Genomic DNA, 18,478 nt, shown 5'->3' with positions numbered 1-18,478 from the left:
CCTGGCTGTATCAGTGAAGGAGAAACTGTGGAAGAAGCAATAGAACTTTATCTTGAGCGATTGGAAGATGAGTTGATTACTCAAGAAGGCGAGGTCTGTATAGACTTGGAAAGATTTTTAGATTTGTTGTAGCCAAATATCGCATAAATAATTACTTTCCATCTTCCAATATTAATGTAGACTCAGCAGTTCGCCCAAATTCTTCTGGCGCATATTGCAAGTGAACTTCCGCACCAGGCCAAGAAAATGTACCAGGAGTAACAGAACGGACTAAGTAGTGCAGGCTATAAACTCCTGGTTCTAGATGGTCGGTGTAGGCGATAATGCGATCGCGGTAGATATTTCTAAAACCAAGTTCCCAGCTATCGGCTTTTGCTTGTAATGCAGCTGTAGCAGTTTGAAAACTTGCATCCACCGCCTCAAAACCTGATGGTAGCGGATCTTTTATCACCAGATGATCTACAGGATGATCGGCGATGATTTCTAAACCAATATCAAACACCTGTCCAGAGGCTAAAGTCAAGGGTTTATCAAAAGCGTAAAGACCTGTTTTTTGCAAAATTTTTTCTTCATTTACTTGACTAATTTCTCGTGTTATGCGTAGTCCGTTAAACCTGCCTGCTTGATTACCTTGCAAGCGATAATTATAAGCAACCAGATAGTGTAAAGTGCCATTACCTGATTTTTGCAGCGTTAAATCATTACGCCCACGAGGTAATTTATTCATCGGCACATTTAGCTGTAAGCTAGGATTTTGGTAGCCATTAAACCTATTTTCTCCTAACTTATTACCAGCTAATTCCACTGTGGCAACAAAATTAGGTGCTGTGGGTTGCAGTTGACTATAATCTACCAAAGCTGTTAAAGCTTGGGCATTATTATAGTTAGTTTGCCATGTACCATCCCGTCGTAATGCCAGAAGACTTTGGAATAACTTATCTATAACTTCGGGTTTACTTTGTTTGGCAATAAATAAACGTAAAGCTTGCGCTTGCGTCGTGGTAGATGAACTCATCCATCCCCAACTACGTGGTAAACTTACAACTGCTGTGCGGCCAGTTTCATAAATATTCTGTTGCAGCTTGTTCACTAATTGTTGAGATTCATCTTGCCATTCTGAGAATTGAGATAAGTATCGCGCTAGTTTAATTTGAGTTGCTACATCAAAGTTATTGCGCTGTTCATAAATATCTGCAAGGAAAGTATTGCGTTTGTCTCCCAATTCTGCTAAAGAGATTAAAGCATTAAGTTGCAGTTGCCTTTTACAGAGTAGTTGTTTGCAAAACTCATTTTCTCCAGGATTCGCCATAACTTTTTGCAGATAAGCTTTCAGGCGAGACAGCATTGCAGAATCGACTAAATTAGGGAACACCTGACTGGCTTTAGCCAAAGATTCTCCCGTATAGGAAGAAACCCAAGGGTCAGATTTTTCTTGTCCTGGAAAAGCGGCAAAACCACCATCGGCTATTTGGAGTTTTTGTAATTTTTCAATTGCTTGATTAGCTTGTTGGCTAGGATTAAATTCTGCAAAGTTTTGACCATATTTTTGGGCAAGAGTTTGCAGATTTGCCGCAATTATTAACTGACTGGCCGCCGGTTCTGTAAACGGCAAATCATCATCTTCTAAAACCTGCTTTGCTGGTGCTTTAATTTCTGGTATCAAAGTACTCGCCAACTGAATATCTAAACCTCCCGCATCAGGGAAGTTATTTTTATCAACATTCAGGGGAATCTTCACCTGTTTTTCAGTAACACCAGATTCAACAACTTGTTCTGTAATTTCAATTGGCTTAATTTCCAAAGGTATTTCAAAAGCATCTGCGGCTGTACCATTTAACTGAGTGGTAAAGCGAACTTTACCAACTCCCACGTTATCCGCCAGCATGGGAAAGCGATAAGCATGAGTTGCAGATTCAGCTTTGGTTTGTAAAGAAGTAGCTGTGGGGTTTTTCTCAGTAAACTTCACATTACCGCTAAGTTCACCATTAATTGAGAGATTTCCTGTATTCCCAGTGTTATTAGTTACAGATAAACCGGCGAGGATGCGATCGCCTGGACGGGCAAATTGTGGCAAGATGGCATTAGTGAGCAGTGGCTTGGTGGTGATAAACGTTGTGTCCCCATTCCCGAAACGCAGATTTCCATCAGTAGCGACAGCCATCACCCGCCATGTAGTTAAATCATCTGGGAGTTTAAAGGTTATCTGTGCATTCCCATTTGCATCGGTAAGGACAGAACCGTTGTAGTAAGCTAAGGCTTGAAAATCGGTGCGAGTGCGAGTATTGGCTGCACCAGTTGAGAAACCACCGCCATAACCCCAACCTTTGGGTTTAGCTACATCTTGTGCTTGTAATATGACATCTGGGCGATTATCGCTAAAGCGGGTAGATATTGGCTGTTCTGCGTAAACTGTATCTACCAAATCTGGCGGACGATAACCAGAAAGTTGTAACACCGCCTCGTTTACCACCATGACTGTAAACTGTCCTTTGGTGGGGTTTCCTTGATTGTCCCTCAGTTCTAGTTGTACTGTTTCCTCTGCACCAGGTTCTAATGATGCTTGCACTGGTTTAACTTGCAGTTTTAAATACTTCTCTTCTAAATTAACTTTAAAAGGTGTAAAACCAATCTTCACTAAGTTATCTAAACTTCCTGCTTCCACTTGGTTAATAGGTTTACCCTGTCTTACTAATACAGCTTCAATGGCTGCATTAGGCAGCATTTCTGGGGTGACTTGAAACTGAATTTGTGGTGCGCCTCCCTGAACTTTAATAATCTGCTGATAAAGGGGTTTGTCTTTAATCACAGCAAAGTACAATTCTGCATCTGGATAGGGAGATTGAATTAGGGCAGTAGCAGTTTCACCAGGCTTGAATTCTTTTTTATCTAATTTAACTTCTAAAATATCTTCTTCTTTAGAACCCCAAAATACTGGATTTTCTCCAGTTGCCCAAATTTGTAAATCTGTAGCAGTTAATTCACCTTTAGCATCGCTAAAATTAACTCTAATCCGATATGAAGCGGATTCCGGCGCTGTCAAATTTACCGATTGCGGATTACTCGCAGATGTAATTTCTGCTTGTCCTACTGTTTTATATTCAACTTGATTTTTTGGTGTTCGGCTACCTTCCACCAACTGCGTGACGCTGCTGTATTTAATCTGTTGTAATTCCAGCCGCACCCGTTGACCTGTGATTGGTTTTCCTAGAGGGTCAGTAACAATCACTTCAATCGGAAAAGGCTTACCAGCATCAGCTATGAAATTACTTTTTAACCCGATGAGACGATTACTCGGTAAGGCGGTAAATGTTTTTGAATTAGCTACAGACAGATTAGAAACATCTGCAACTTGCACATCGACTTGGTAAGTCATCGGATATGGTAAATCATTTGCCACATTCACAGTTTGACTACTTTTACCATTAGCATATAGTTGGGCATTAGTTTGCAATACATCACTAGATATAGTAGGCGTTTCCTCTGGCCATAACCATTGCCTACCAAAAGTAAATCCCTCCCAACCTTTAGGAACGAAATCAGCCTGCTGACGAGTGATAAAATATTTTGCTTCTCCACCTTCCACAGGCGCACCAAACAAATAATTGCTTGTAGCATTAATATTTACTTTCTCGCCAATGTATGCAAATTCTTTATCTAAGTTGAGTTCGACTTTAAAATTGGGTGGCTTAAACTCAGCTACCCGAAACTCTCCAGAAATTTCTTGCCCATTTTTACCTTTCGCCTGGATTGTATAGTAGCCTAAGCGCTGAGTAGTTTTGATTGGCAGTTCCAGAGAAAAACTGCCAAATTCATTTGTGGTTTGCGTACCTAAGCTGGTTTTTTGTCCATCGGGATTTACTAAAGTTAATTGGTAAGCAGCATTTTTATCTTGCTGAATTGCACCATTCTCCAAGAAGTCCGCGAAACCAGTCAACCAAGCTTTTTCGCCTGGTTGATATAACTGTCTATCCGAGAAAATTACCCCACGTGATTCTGGCTTACTATCTTGCCAACCCGCATCAATACCATATCCATAAACACCGCTATATTCTTCAGTTCTAGCGAAGGCCCAATCTTGATTTTCACGGGCAATTACTAATAGTTGTGGTGATTTACTAGAGCTTTCATTGCCAGAATAACATTGTTGTAATCCTTCACGAACAATTCTAAAAATTCCATTTTCATCAGTTTTACCTGTTGCACAAGGTACTGGTTCGGGGTGAGATTTTGCTTGTAATTTTGATTGATAAATTTCGATAGCGCCATTTTTAACTGGCGAACCATCTGTAAGATGATTGACGCGAATTAACCCTGACTCAGGAAACCACTGAGTAAATACGCCCAAATTTGTCAATTCAACCATGCCATAAGTCGTAGGTTCGCGCCACAGTTCCTTCCCATTCTCTTGATATTTATTAGTGCGGGCTTGGACTCCATAAGCTAGCATTCCCGTAGCAGCACTTATTTTTTCCCGGAGAGGGATAGCAATATCAACTGATTGATTTTTCTTACCCGATACCTTAAAGCTTTGCCATTCAGAAGCTTGTGGTAATAAATCACTACTATTATTAAAATAAACTAAATCTGTAGGTTTAACTACTCGATAAGCTGCTTTGTATTTGGATTCTGGCAGATTTCCCGTACTAATATTTAACTGTAAATCTTTACTTGTAGGGAAAATATTCAAATCTGATGGTACCCAGATATCTCCAGCTAAATCTCCAGTATCATATTTAAGTGTGACGGGTTTACCCAAAGTTTGCCCAAACTTATCTTTGAGATTTCCGCCGATAGTAATTGTATAAGTCTTGGCTGGTTCTAGCGCATAAGGATTGATACCAACAATTTTATCTTCATCATTAACTTGCAGAATTCTCGAAATTTCTTTTGGTGCTGGATTAATGGTAATATTTTCTTTAGCTGAATCTGCTAACAAGACATTATTAAATTCTAGCTGCGGACTACCTTTAATAAATCTTCCAAAAGTTCCACCTGCATCTGGCTGTCCGTAAAAGTTAATTTTTTGAAATGCCAAAGGCGAATAAGTTGCTAACTTAGTGGCAAATTCTTTTTCTGTAGGTAGATTGCCATAAGCAGGACGTATTCCTGGAGAAAATACCAGACGATAACTGGTTGCTTTTTCCAGATTTTGCTGGGGGATGAGGTTATAAATCCAATTGCGTACTGAAGGTTCAAATTTTTCTAAAGGGTCTTCTTCATTTTTTAATGGTTTTTCTTCTTTGTTTAATTCAACTTTAAAACCTGTACCTTTACTTTTACCTTCAGGAATTAACTGTAAATGTTCTTGTACAGAAGCTAAATCTAATTCAACATTTGAAGTAACCTGTAATTTTTGTTGTAAATCAATTGGTTCAATATCAGCTTTTTCAATGGGATTGACACCGGGTAAATTAGTTAATTTAATAGATTCAGTGTTGAAAGTCCAAGGTAAATCTTTGTCTAATCGATGATTTTTTAAATCGGCTAAACCTGTTTTGAGAGTGACTTGAAATCTTGTCGCTATTGGCAAAGCTTTATCAGCTTGAAATCCTACCATGCGCGGTGTTAAAAAGCGAAATTGACCGGGTAAAGGCGGCCAAAGGGCAAATTTTTGTAATATTTTTTGCTGTTCTGGACTATCAAGACTTTCAACTGGGATTAAAGCTTCTTTAAAACGGATGCGGATTTGGTTGAGGGGTTTTGCATCTCCAATGGGACTAATTTGTTCAATCCAGTCTGGTAATTTTGGTGGTGTGAGTGGGGAAACTGCTGGGAGTTGTTCTTTACTTGAGTTGATACCAAAAAAATTACACCCTGCCATCCCTAATATAAATGTAAATAGAAGGAGAAACTGTATTGTTCTTTTCCGGCTTGAAAAACGCCTAATTTTTTTTAACGAACTGTCAATAACCCTAAGAACGCGATAGGTTATTTTATGCTGGAAGCGCAGTAAAACTCTGATAATCATCTTTCTAGTAATTAAAAATAAAAAATTCACCCACTATAGCAAATAAAAACTTGCATTACCTCATGGAGCCGGAAATGCCAATACTAATAAAGTACGCAAGATAACTAGTTGTTTTTACACAAGTTTTGGATGTAACGTCTGTTTATTTACATAGATAACTAATCTAGTGTTATTGTTCCAAAAATGACTACAATTCTTAACTATAAATAAGTATTTAAGTTTCGCAAACATTAATTTACATCTGCTAAGTTAGTAAAAATTAATTATTAAGGATTTGAAATATTTACTGATGTAGATGTAATCGCTGCGTCAAGATTAAGGTAGGTTTTCTTGGACAGGGAATTCCCTGATGAAACTAATTTTACGATCGCTACTCAAACTTAAGCACACTAGTAAGGTTATCCTAGCTGTGCTGCTAATCTGTCTGGTGATACGCTTACTACCTTATTTTGCGCCCATTCGTGCCGCAAATATTGCCCAAAATCAGTTGGCAATGCAATTTAGCGATCGCAATGGTTTACCATTAGGAACACTACTCACCCGCGATCAAGAGCATACATCAGTAGTACCACTCAATCAGGTTTCGCCCCATTTTACCCATGCGATTTTAGCCGCCGAAGATGGCAGCTTTTACCATCACGGGGCGTTGGATGTGAAAGCTGTTATCCGCGCTAGCAAAGAAGCCATCCATACGAAACGAATTGTTTCCGGCGCTTCCACAATTACTATGCAGTTGGCGCGGATGTTAGATCCAGTGCCTCGCAGCTTCTCTGGTAAACTGAGTGAAATTTGGCTATCTTGGCGGTTAGCAGCAGGGATGAACAAAGATGAAATTCTCTCTGCATATATCAATCGCCTACCAATGGGAGGGAATATATATGGTGTGGAAGCCGCCGCGCGGACTTATTTTTCCATTCCAGCTAGTGAGTTGAATCTTGCTCAAGCTAGTTTATTGGCTGCTATTCCCAATAATCCCACATACTTTAATCCTTATGAGCATTGGGAACGGCTGAAGCAGCGACAAAAATACGTCCTTAATCGGATGGTACAGGAAAAGTATATTAATAGTGCGATCGCAGCCCGAACACATACTGAAAAAGTTGTGTTTCAATCTCGCCAAGGGGGAATTATCGCTGCACCACACTTTTTATTTTGGTTAGCCAATCAGTTTGATAAGACGCAAGCAGAACAAAATTCCCCCATCCGCACGACTATAAATCGCCCTTTGCAACAGTTTGTCGAAGCACAGGTACAGCAGGTAATTTCTTCCCTAGCCGCGAACAATGTCCATGATGCAGCCGCGTTGGTGATTGATAATTACACTGGTGAAGTTTTAGCTTATGTCGGTTCACCTGATTACTTTAATGAAGCCAAACTGGGACGCAATGATGGAGTGCAAGCACTACGTCAACCAGGTTCTACCCTTAAACCTTTTGTCTATGAACTAGCTTTAGAAAAAGGTTTAATTCGTCCAAATACCATTTTGGCAGATGTACCCGCCCATTATGCAATTCCCGGCGCGAAACTTTACAGCCCTACAGATTACACCGAAAGGTTTCTTGGCCCTGTGCGGGTGCGAATCGCTTTAGCAAATTCTTTAAATGTACCCGCAGTGCGCGTATTAGAAAAAGTAGGTGTGGAAACTTTCTTAGAACGACTGCATCAACTGGGATTTGAACACCTCAATCAAACTCCAGAACATTATGGTTTGGGTTTGACTCTAGGTAGTGGCGAAGTCAGCCTCTGGGAATTAGCCCGTGCATACTTAACCATAGCACGACAAGGAAATGCTACCCCTTTAGTAAGCACATTTTCCAATTCCCCAATCCAAAATCCCAAATATACAATCCAAAATTCGACGACAATATGGCAATTAATCACCAACATACTCAGTGACAGCTATGCTCGTGCAACAGCATTTGGTGTAGACTCGGTGTTAAATTTACCCTTTCCTTCAGCTGTTAAAACTGGCACTTCTTCCAATTTTCGGGATACTTGGACTGTTGGCTTCACTACAGATTACACCGTCGCTACTTGGGTAGGCAATTTCAACGGTGAACCGATGCGACAGGTTTCAGGTGTGACAGGTGCAGCACCGTTATGGAATCGAATTATGTTACATCTGCATGAACATCAAGAACCAGCAGGTTTTCCATCTCCAGAAGGTTTAGTGCAATTACCTGTTTGTGCAGTTTCGGGGTTACGACCCACACCAGATTGTACCTCAGTCGTGCAAGAATATTTCTATCCAGAAGATAAAAGTAATTACGAACGTGAGAATCAATTCAATTTGCCACCAGAGTATGATGAATGGTTGGCAAAACAACAACAGTCAAATTTTACTTCTACCAATTTGAGAATTTTATCTCCGCATCATGGCGATTTATTTTTACTTTATCCTGGTGAAGAAGCAAAGCAAAAACTCGAATTTAAGCTAGCGGGAAATAAATCTGCACCAGTGGAGTGGTGGTTAAATGGCGAAAAGTTAGATACAAACTCAGCTAATTCTTTATTTTGGAGTTTACGTCCTGGTAAGTGGACTTTGGAAGCGAGAAGTGGGGAAATGAGCGACAAAGTAAGTTTTCAGGTGGAGTTAGCTAATATTAAACCTACGCGTCGAGGATTTTCTATTAGTAATAATTGAAATAGCAACATGGCTCTCTGTAAATGGGGAACTATTTAACGTGTCTGCTTGATAGGAATCTCAATCACAAACTCTGTACCCTTACCAGGTGCAGAAATACACTTAATTTTTCCTTGATGTTTTTCCACTATAATCTCGTAACTAATAGATAATCCTAAGCCAGTACCTTTACCTATAGGTTTAGTAGTAAAGAAAGGGTCAAATAATCTAGTTTGATCTTCTTCAGTTATTCCTAAACCGTTATCTTTTATACTAATAATTACGTACTCTTCATTTTTAAATTGAGTATGGATAATAATAGAATTAAGCTGTCTTTCAATATTTCCTTTTAAACGCTCTACTTCTCGTTGATGTAAAGCATCAATCGCGTTACTAAGGATATTCATAAATACCTGATTTAATCCTCCTGCATAACATTCAACAAGAGGCAAATTACCATAATCTTTGATAATTGCAATTTCCTGCTGTTTATGATTTTCTTTGAAACGATACTGTAAAATTAATAGAGTACTATTAATTCCTTCATGAATATCAACAAATTTCATTTCTGCTTCATCAAGACGTGAGAAGTTACGCAAAGTTAGCACAATTTCGCGAATACGTTCGGTACCAATTGCCATTGATGATAAAATTTTCGGCATATCATCAACAATAAACTCTAAATCTATCTCATTAATTAGAAGAGTTATTTCTGGGTTTTCACTATAACATTGTTGCTGATATAGTTTAATTAAAGTTAGTAATTGCTGACTATATTCTCTAATATACATCAGATTACCATAAATAAAATTAACTGGATTATTGATTTCATGAGCAACACCAGCAACTAGTTGACCTAATGAAGACATTTTTTCAGTTTGAATAAGTTGTACTTGAGTGTATTGCAATTCTTGCAGTGTATTTTGTAGCTGAATATTTTTATGTTTTAATTTTGCCGTTCTCTCCGTAACTTGCATTTCCAATCGACAGTTCGTTTCTTCTAAAGCGGCTTGAGCAATTTTTTTAGCTTTTAAGTATTGCTGTAATAAATGCAATACTAAAAGCCATGCCGGAATCAGCATTCCTAAACTTATAATAGACTCCGAAATTGCCCATAATATTTTTTGATAATATTGATCAACTTTTTGCTGCAATTCAAGTGAAATATTATACTTTCTTTTCATCACCCCATCAGCATAAATTTGCTTCTGAGTTTCATATTGGCGGTTAAAAAGTAATTGTTGTGCTGTCTCTTCTTGATTTTTATTAACTAAATCAAAAGATTGATATTCCATTGCTACTAGGCGTTGATTAGCAGCATCAATTTTCTTGGCATCCTCATTTTTATATGCTTTAGGAGCTAGTTTAATAGATTCTTTAATAGCAATGTCAAGCTTAGGTTCGAATTGGCGATATCGTTGTTCCCAAATAGTGTTTCCTGTAGCAGCATTCATGCGGGCTGACATAGTTAGTACTTCATCATAATAAGTAATTTTGTCGCTTAATATTTGGAGTTCAAATTCATTTTTAGTAATACTATTGAAGTCATAATATGCTTGCAAGTTGAGCCAAACTTGAGGAATGAATAAGAGCAGAGTAAGGAGTACTGTTATAGTTATTAGTTGAGAGGAAGCAAATCTCAGTTTATAAGGTAGGTGCATTTTAATACTATTATTTTAGATATATTTTAATTCTGTGTTGTCGCTATTAATACTCTTGTAAAAGTTTAGACTCATCAGTATTGATACCAAAAAAATCTCTTAAAAATCCTACATTTTCACTTTGGTAAAGCTCAAAATTAATTTCATTAATTTGTTTGATTTTAATTTTCCTGCCATAAAAAAATCCTAATTTAAAACTTATTAAGTCTAAACTTGAAAATTTATAAGGAACTGGATATATAAATTTAGCAAAGACTTGATAGATGAATAAATGTAGTTGATTAGTCTTTAAGTCATTACCCATTGTAAATCCTATTACAAAGGCTTCATCTTGAGAAGAAATCCCTCTACCTAAAAGTATGTGAATATAATCATGATGGAGCAGACTAATTTTTCCAGGTAATGCCACTATGCTATTAGGGTTCTCTAATAACCAAATGATAAAAGGAAATTTCGGCTCGCCATGTAACTTAAATACTAATGAATGTGCTTTTTTCAAATTCATTTGAGCTATATCTAGTTGAAAAGCTTTATCTAAATCAAAAGCCATATTCTGTATATTTATAATCAAACAACTAACTTATTAGTATTTGTTTTTCTTCTAATTTGTCTATATTTCTCAACAAAATTATTTTTATTTTTATAATTAAGTACAGTAAAAACAATTTTATATAAAATCACAGTATTATTACGGATGTTTGTGCTAAAGGCAAAGGCGTCTCAATGAAGAATCATCGATTGATATAAATTGCTGCAATAGATTGAGCGCGCTTTCGTTGATAGTCTGTTTCTCACAGTCCTGAATTCGATGAATGCGTTGCTCGATATCAGTAACGAATTAGATACCGGAAAGTGTCAAACTAAATATGAAGTTTATAGAAAAACTGCAAACTAAAACCATGACTCAGCAACCAACTGATTTAGACAATAAAGCTGTATTTGAGCAGTTGTGGGAGATTACAAAGGAACTCCGCCAAAAATTAGAGACTCGTTTTCAGTTACATCCAGATCCTTCTGTAGAAAATTTACAGCAATATAGCAGTCTTGATGGCAACATGAAAGGTTCGCTGACCGCTTTTTCTGGGGAAGAAATTGACTGGCTAGTGCATTCGTGGTTGGGAAACCCTGGAAAATCAAACTTTAGCACTATGCGCCTCACCACTTGGTTGAAGTCCCATATTCAGGTTCCTCATTTGGCCTTCGAGTTTGGCACACTTCCAAATATTTTCTTTTATATAGATTACATTCCTCGGACTGACCTTTTAACCGATTTGGCATCTCTCGATCGCTACTATGAACCAGTTAATGAAACATTCTTAAAGTTACAGTCAGATTCGCGGCTTAAGGTATTTACTAGCAAAAGTGCCTATATTCGCCTATTTCAATCGCCTGTTAGTCTTTGCTATACAGGCGCATCTACTTTTGAAACCTTGGAACTAACTCGCACACTTGCACACGAAACACTCGATCGCTGGTTAACTTGGGTAGATGCAGCTGAACCTGTGCCAGAAGATGCACGCAAAGCTTTAGCTATTCGTGATTTCGCGCTCCGCCGTATCAGTGCTGAACGCGATCCAGGTAATAAATTTGCGGCACAGATGTTTGGATCGGAATTGACAGATAGACTTGTGCGATCGCTCTGGGGTGGCGATCGCATTCTCTAAATTTGTCATTGGTCATTTGTTATGACTCTCAATTTTCCATGTCCACTAATTTAGAATCGGACTGCGCTTTCGCATCGCAAGTTACCTGTTATGCAATCAACCTTGACTCGCGATCGCCAATCACACTTTTACCCCGCTAATACTATGCTGGAAAGAGAAGTAGACCGCAAATACTTCCTGTAAACACAGCAAACCACCATTGAGTGCTTAACCAACCTGGGGATGATTTGAATTTGGGAATGGGAATTTGGGGATTAGGAAGTAATAACAAATGACAAATGACAAATGACAAATGACAAAACCAATAGAAGTCCGCAATCCCCGAACTGGCAAATTTGACTACGTAATTATCCCGCCGCCTCCAAGGCTGCTGGTACAGCAATGTAAGCGCACGCGCAGGGCACAAGTTCGCTGGCAGCAGTTGGGCTTAGAGGGGAGAATTGAAGCCTTACAACAGTGGAAGAATGCGATATTATCTGGACGCGATCGCCTCACGGAAGCTTTGGTAAATGATACAGGAAGATTGTCAACCTCGGTATTAGAAATAGATTCTTTCCTCTCCAGTATCGATCGCTGGTGTCGGTTAGCACCGGACTTGCTGCAAGAATCTGCAAAAAATACAGCCATTCCCTTTATTGCCTTGCAACAAACATCCGTTCCTTATCCCCTGGTTGGGGTAATTAGCCCGTGGAATTTTCCCCTGTCACTGTCTACTGTTGATACTATTCCGGCATTGTTGGCAGGTTGTGCTGTCATTGTCAAACCCAGTGAAATCACTCCCCGCTTCGTAGCACCACTGATTACAGCACTCAATACCGTTCCCAAACTGCACGAGGTATTAACTTTTGTGGAAGGAGCAGGCGCAACCGGATCTGTTTTGATTGAAAATGTAGATTTGGTATGCTTTACAGGCAGTGTAGCGACGGGGAGAAAAGTTGCACAGGCGGCTGCAAAACAGTTTATTCCAGCTTTTTTGGAATTAGGAGGAAAAGATCCTGCGATCGTTTTAGAATCAGCCAACTTAGAATTAGCAACCTCAGCAATATTGTGGGCTTCGGTCGCCAACACCGGACAGTCATACTTCTCAATTGAGCGAATTTACGTTGCAAACTCCATATTTGAAAAGTTTTACCATCAACTAGTAGCCAAAGCACATCGCCTTGAGCTAGCCTACCCCACAGTCGAAAGTGGAGAAATTGGCCCGATCATCGCCGAAAAACAGGCAGCCATTATTAGCGATCATCTCCTAGATGCAGTTGAAAAAGGAGCAGTAATTCATTGCGGCGGTGTAATAGAAGATTTTGGAGGGGGTTGGTGGTGTCGTCCGACAGTGCTTACCCAAGTTAATCATTCCATGAAAGTCATGACCGAAGCGACTTTTGGCCCGATTATGCCAGTCATGCCTTTTTCTACAGTAGGTGAAGCAGTCTCTTTAGCCAATGAATCAATCTATGGATTAAGTGCTGCTGTATTTGCCTCGGAAACAGAAGCTTTAGAAGTTGCTTACCAGATAGATGCAGGTGCTATTAGTATCAATGATGCTGGACTCACCGCCATCATGCATGAGGGAGAGAAAAACCCTTTCAAATTCTCCGGTTTGGGAGGATCGCGCATGGGTGCGGCGGCGCTGAAACGGTTCATGCGAAAAAAAGCTATTTTGATCAAAACTAACGCTACTAATGACCCTTGGTGGTTTGAGAATGGGGAGTGACCAATGCCATCATCACTATGCAACTCATTACCATAACCAATGGCGATCGCATTCTCATCCTGTTCAAAATATCTGTTTTACCAGAGGCGATCGCCTGTGCCACAGTTTCGTCCACGATAATCAAAGCACCTGGAAGAATTTTGATAGTTTTGGTTCAGAACACAAGTCTATTCGTTCACAACACAAGTCCATTCGTTCAGAAAACAAGTCTGTTCGTTCAGAAAACAAGTCCATTCGTTCAGAAAACAAGTCTGTTCGTTCAGAAAACAAGTCTGTTCGTTCAGAAAACAAGTCTGTTCGTTCAGAAAACAAGTCTGTTCGTTCAGAAAACAAGTCTATTCGTTCAGAACACAAGTCTATTCGTTCAGAACACAAGTTTTTGAGACACCCTAGAAAGATAAGTTTAGTCAAAGGTGTGCATTGATGTCACGCAAAAAAAATTCAAAGTATTAAGAAAACCTATAGGTCATCGTGTTGCCCCAAGGACGGTTTAACAATTCATTTCATATTGGGAAAACCCTACGTTACTATTGGAGCTAGAAGCCATTATTTTAAGAGCCACCGAACCTCCTTACAACGTCCAAATTCCAACCGAAGGGTAGTAAAGCGATGCAAGCAAAACTCCAAGAGCAACTTTCCCCCAATGACGCCGAAGTTATTTTAGGATGCTTACCTGAACGAATTCGCGCCGCTCTAATTGCTCGTGCTACTGAAATTGAATATCCAATCGAAGCAGTTATTGAGATGGCAATCGCAAGTTTTCTCGACACAGAGGCCTTGGGTTTTGCAGATTGCAAGCCAGGGCGTGGACAATAAAAGCGTAAACTGGCGAGCATAGCGGTCTAACAACCTAATTGGAGCGGACTGGCGAAAGATATTGGTGTAGATCGAGAGGTTACTTGCAGCAGATCAACGGAAGATTAGAAGCCGACGAGAAACGCGATCGCTTGGAAGAAAAACGGAATTTATTATGCTTCACATCAAGTTATAATTTCTGCTCTCACGACTGAAGTCTCAGCAGTGGGATGAATATAGAAGCCCAATTTTTCGCAGACTCTGCAGGCGGACTTTGTTTGTGTAGCCACAACTTCAGTCGTTAGGCTTTGATCTTAAATTTCAACTTAGTAAGGTACACGCATGGCCAAAGGTGACAAAATAAACTTTTCTACTCCTAGCGGTTTTCCAGAGTTTCTTCCTAGCGAAAAGCGTTTAGAATTATATTTATTAGATATCATCCGTAGAGTTTTTGAAAGCTATGGATTTACGCCCATCGAAACACCTGCCGTAGAACGTTTAGAAGTGCTGCAAGCTAAAGGAAATCAAGGCGACAATATCATTTATGGAATTGATCCCATCTTGCCACCAAATCGACAAGCCGAGAGAGATAAATCGGGCGAAACTGGTTCGGAAGCAAGAGCTTTAAAGTTCGATCAAACAGTTCCTTTAGCGGCGTATATTGCCCGTCACCTGAATGAATTAACCTTTCCCTTTGCTCGTTATCAAACGGATGTAGTTTTTCGGGGAGAACGGGCGAAAGATGGGCGTTTTCGTCAGTTTCGTCAGTGCGATATTGATGTAGTTGCTCGTCGTGAACTCAGCTTGCTCTATGATGCTCAGATGCCTGCAATTATCACTGAAATATTTGAAGCAATTAATATTGGTGATTTTCTGATTCGCATCAATAACCGAAAAGTTCTCACTGGTTTCTTTAAATCATTGGGTATTGCCGAAAATCAAATAAAATCGTGTATTGGTATTGTTGATACTCTAGAAAAGATTGGTGAAAGTAAAGTAAAACAAGATTTAGAGAAAGAAGGAATTTCAGCCGAACAGGCACAAGAAATTATTGAATTTATCAAAATAGACGGTTCGGTTGATGAAGTCTTAGATAAGCTCAAGCATCTTGCTCAAAATCTGCCAGAAACCGAACAATTGAGCTTAGGAGTTACCGAATTAGAAACGGTAATTGCTGGGGTGCGTAATCTCGGAGTTGCCGAAAACCGTTTCTGTATTGATTTATCCATTGCCCGTGGTCTTGATTACTATACCGGCACAGTTTACGAAACAACTCTATTAGGACATGAAGCTTTAGGTAGTATTTGTTCTGGCGGTAGATATGAAGAATTAGTCGGGGTATTTTTAGGTGAAAAAATGCCTGGTGTCGGCATTTCTATTGGCTTAACTCGTTTAATTAGTCGTTTATTAAAAGCTGGAATTCTAAGTACCTTAGCTCCTACACCAGCCCAAGTGATGGTAGTGAATATGCAAGAAGATTTAATGCCCACTTATTTAAAAGTTTCTCAACATCTGCGTCAGGCGGGAATTAATGTGATAACTAACTTTGATAAGCGTCCTTTGGGTAAACAATTTCAATTAGCAGACAAGCAAGGAATTCAATTTTGCGTAATTATTGGTTCTGAAGAAGCAGCAGCGCAAAAGTCATCACTCAAAGATTTGAAAACAGGTGAGCAAGTAGAAGTACTACTAGAAAATTTGGCTGAGGAAGTTAAAAAAAGGCTTACTTAATAGTTGACTGATAAAGTAGCAACTGTCTATTGCAATCTGCCTCATACACTCTACTTATTTGGAAGTCCTTTATGAGTTTGTCGGATGTCCCTGATCTCTGGGTTCCTCTAGCACTTTTAGGTTTAATTGTTATAGCTGCTGTATTTTTCAGCCGCAGCAGTTAATATTTAAAGTATTGAAGTTTGGTTGTTCAAGAAGAACCAGCTTGTGATTTACAGATTGCAAGGCAATGTCTACGACAAGCCGCTTCGCATCTACGCTACACTGTTGAAACCAGTAGCCGTTATTTCCCCAACATCAACGTGTCAGAAGTAGTCACGGAATCTCTAAAAATTGCCTACGAGCGTAATACTAGCGCCGCTATTCGGGAATTACGGCGGAAATTGGCGAGTGATAATTAAATATTTTGCGTTGGCGTAGCCCGCCGAAAATCTTCATCAATGGCGACTACTTGGTAGGATAAAGTACAGAATGTCATAACTTACTTTCAAGTAAATAGAAAAGGAATGCGTACATGGGAAAAGGGAGATTAGAAGCATTCAGCGATGGGGTGATTGCCATCATCATCACCATTATGGTGCTGGAAATCAAAGTACCGCATGGATTCGATTTAGCTGCCCTACGTCCACTAATCCCGGTATTTCTAAGCTATGTGTTGAGTTTTATTTATATCGGCATCTACTGGAACAATCACCATCACCTACTACAAGCAGTCCGACACGTTAATGGCCGTATCCTTTGGGCTAATCTGCATCTGCTGTTTTGGTTATCGCTAATTCCCTTCGTCACTGGCTGGATGGGCGAGAATCACTTTGCCGCCATGCCAGTTGCTTTTTATGGTGCGGTGTTGTTGTTGGCTGCGATCGCTTACTTTATCCTTACCCGCACCCTGATTTCTTCCCACGGCAAGGATTCGACTCTAGCGATCGCAGTCACTGGAAACTTTAAGGAAAAAATATCGCTGGTATTCTATGCTCTGGCAATTCCACTTGCCTTTGTGAACTCATGGTTTGCCTGTGCATTATACGCTTTAGTCGCGGTCATCTGGCTGATTCCTGACCGTCGAATTGAGAAGACTCTCACTTCCTAAACGAATAACGAATCACCTACAAGTGCAATACCTAAACACAAAAAATATCAAAACTGCAAAACCAGTTGCGGCATAAAACACACTACTAATTCCGCCAAAACCAAAGGCATAACCCATCAATAAGGGCCCTAATGTTTGTCCTAATCCATAGAATGTCCCATTTACCGATATAATCGTCGCTAAATATTCTCTTGGTGCTAAATTTGCTAAAAGTGTTTGGATGCTAGGAAAATTAATACCAAGTCCAATCCCAAAAATTGTACTCGGAATTAATAGTAACCAGATATTTGACACAAAGGGAACTATTAACATCGCTAAAGCATAAAAAACATAAGATGCACTAATTAAACTTGTGGCGGGAAATCTTCTCGCTAATCTACCTAACTGGGAGGCTGTGATGGTAATTGCTACGGAAACACTAGAAAGTAGCAATCCAATAATGGTGGGCGGCGCTTTGAAGGTATCGTTAATTAGCTGTGGTAAATATGTGACATAAGCGCCATAAAGGAAAACAAAGTTAGCAGCACTGGCAACAAAAAGTCCAAATAGCTGACGATTTTTCAGAACTCTTACGGCATTGCTCAAATACTCTTTGAGATTGCGATCGCCTTTTGGTTCGGGATTCTTAAGTGCAAACAATACCAACAACCCAAGAGGAATCGCTAATATGGGCAACATGAAGGGATAATACCAGCCCATTGTTGCTAATGCGCCACCGATTATTGGATAACTTGATGTGCCGATGCTGCTAATACTGGCATTGTAACCCATTGCCGTAGTCCGTCTGTCTCCGGTGTATAAATCGCCGATTAAGGTGATACTCAGAGAAAGCAAAGAAGCAGCACCAATTCCTTGCAACAAACGCAACCATAGCAATAAATTAAAATCGCGGGCGAAGGCGCAAGCAGTCCCAGCTATGCCAAATATAAACAGTGAAGGAATAATAATTTTTTTTCTGCCCAATCTATCGGCAACAATACCAATAATCGGCCCTAAAATCAGAGATGGTAATGTAAATGCTGTAATCAATAAACCTAAATTTTTCGGATTAATATTTAAATCTTTAACTAACTTGGGAAAAGCCGGAGTCACACTAGAAACTCCAATAACAGCAATTAGTACAACTGCACAAATAATCTGAAAATTTAGCTCTAGATAAACTGGTTTCTGTCGTGAAAATTGACTATTATCTTCTGGTAAATGCATGATAAGACCCTGTATATAAATAATTATGA

The 18,478-nt window shown here is 39.4% G+C and carries 12 protein-coding genes; 8 read left to right on the top strand and 4 right to left on the bottom strand.

From position 1 onward, the window contains the following. Positions 1 to 151 precede the first annotated feature (151 nt). Positions 152 to 5,821 carry an alpha-2-macroglobulin family protein gene (locus tag NLP_RS18475; protein ID WP_199784645.1) on the bottom strand — a complete coding sequence of 1,890 codons (5,670 nt, stop codon included), beginning with the start codon at positions 5,819 to 5,821 and terminating at the stop codon, positions 152 to 154. 496 nt (positions 5,822 to 6,317) lie between these two features. On the opposite strand from NLP_RS18475, the gene pbpC reads away from it, so the two are divergent. Continuing rightward, positions 6,318 to 8,612, top strand: a complete 2,295-nt coding sequence (gene pbpC / locus NLP_RS18470; RefSeq protein ID WP_104907663.1) for a penicillin-binding protein 1C — start codon at positions 6,318 to 6,320, stop codon at positions 8,610 to 8,612. Positions 8,613 to 8,647: 35 nt separating this feature from the next. Here pbpC and NLP_RS18465 read toward each other — a convergent pair whose 3' ends face one another. After that, entirely contained in the window at positions 8,648 to 10,252 is a 1,605-nt protein-coding gene (locus tag NLP_RS18465; protein ID WP_104907662.1) for a sensor histidine kinase, read from the bottom strand. 46 nt (positions 10,253 to 10,298) lie between these two features. Beyond that, on the bottom strand, positions 10,299 to 10,802 hold the full coding sequence (locus NLP_RS18460) for a hypothetical protein (RefSeq protein WP_104907661.1): 504 nt from the start codon (positions 10,800 to 10,802) through the stop codon (positions 10,299 to 10,301). Between the two features lie 349 nt (positions 10,803 to 11,151). On the opposite strand from NLP_RS18460, the gene NLP_RS18455 reads away from it, so the two are divergent. From NLP_RS18455 to NLP_RS18425, 7 genes are all read left to right on the top strand, one after another. Beyond that, positions 11,152 to 11,916: a red chlorophyll catabolite reductase gene (locus NLP_RS18455; RefSeq protein WP_104909926.1), complete on the top strand. Its 765-nt coding sequence runs from the start codon at positions 11,152 to 11,154 to the stop codon at positions 11,914 to 11,916. Between the two features lie 292 nt (positions 11,917 to 12,208). Next, entirely contained in the window at positions 12,209 to 13,627 is a 1,419-nt protein-coding gene (locus NLP_RS18450; RefSeq protein WP_104907660.1) for an aldehyde dehydrogenase family protein, read from the top strand. Then, entirely contained in the window at positions 13,617 to 14,051 is a 435-nt protein-coding gene (locus tag NLP_RS18445; protein WP_158680450.1) for a hypothetical protein, read from the top strand. Before NLP_RS18450 ends, NLP_RS18445 begins: the two co-directional genes overlap by 11 nt. A gap of 185 nt (positions 14,052 to 14,236) precedes the next feature. Continuing rightward, positions 14,237 to 14,443, top strand: a complete 207-nt coding sequence (locus tag NLP_RS18440) for a hypothetical protein (protein ID WP_104907658.1) — start codon at positions 14,237 to 14,239, stop codon at positions 14,441 to 14,443. Positions 14,444 to 14,764: 321 nt separating this feature from the next. Beyond that, the gene (hisS, locus tag NLP_RS18435) at positions 14,765 to 16,153 is read left to right on the top strand and encodes a histidine--tRNA ligase (RefSeq protein ID WP_104907657.1); all 1,389 of its coding nucleotides are present in this window, start codon (positions 14,765 to 14,767) and stop codon (positions 16,151 to 16,153) included. A 182-nt stretch (positions 16,154 to 16,335) separates the two neighbouring features. Beyond that, a complete protein-coding gene (locus tag NLP_RS18430) occupies positions 16,336 to 16,554 on the top strand; it encodes a hypothetical protein (RefSeq protein ID WP_104907656.1) in 219 nt (72 codons plus the stop codon). A gap of 113 nt (positions 16,555 to 16,667) precedes the next feature. Further along, on the top strand, positions 16,668 to 17,243 hold the full coding sequence (locus tag NLP_RS18425) for a TMEM175 family protein (RefSeq protein WP_104907655.1): 576 nt from the start codon (positions 16,668 to 16,670) through the stop codon (positions 17,241 to 17,243). A 12-nt stretch (positions 17,244 to 17,255) separates the two neighbouring features. Here the strand turns inward: NLP_RS18425 and NLP_RS18420 are convergent, their stop codons facing one another. After that, entirely contained in the window at positions 17,256 to 18,449 is a 1,194-nt protein-coding gene (locus NLP_RS18420; RefSeq protein WP_104907654.1) for an MFS transporter, read from the bottom strand. Between the last annotated feature and the right edge of the window lie 29 nt (positions 18,450 to 18,478).

It is taken from the genome of Nostoc sp. 'Lobaria pulmonaria (5183) cyanobiont' (assembly GCF_002949795.1).
Taxonomy (GTDB): domain Bacteria; phylum Cyanobacteriota; class Cyanobacteriia; order Cyanobacteriales; family Nostocaceae; genus Nostoc.
This window is presented reverse-complemented; position numbering and strand designations above follow the sequence as displayed.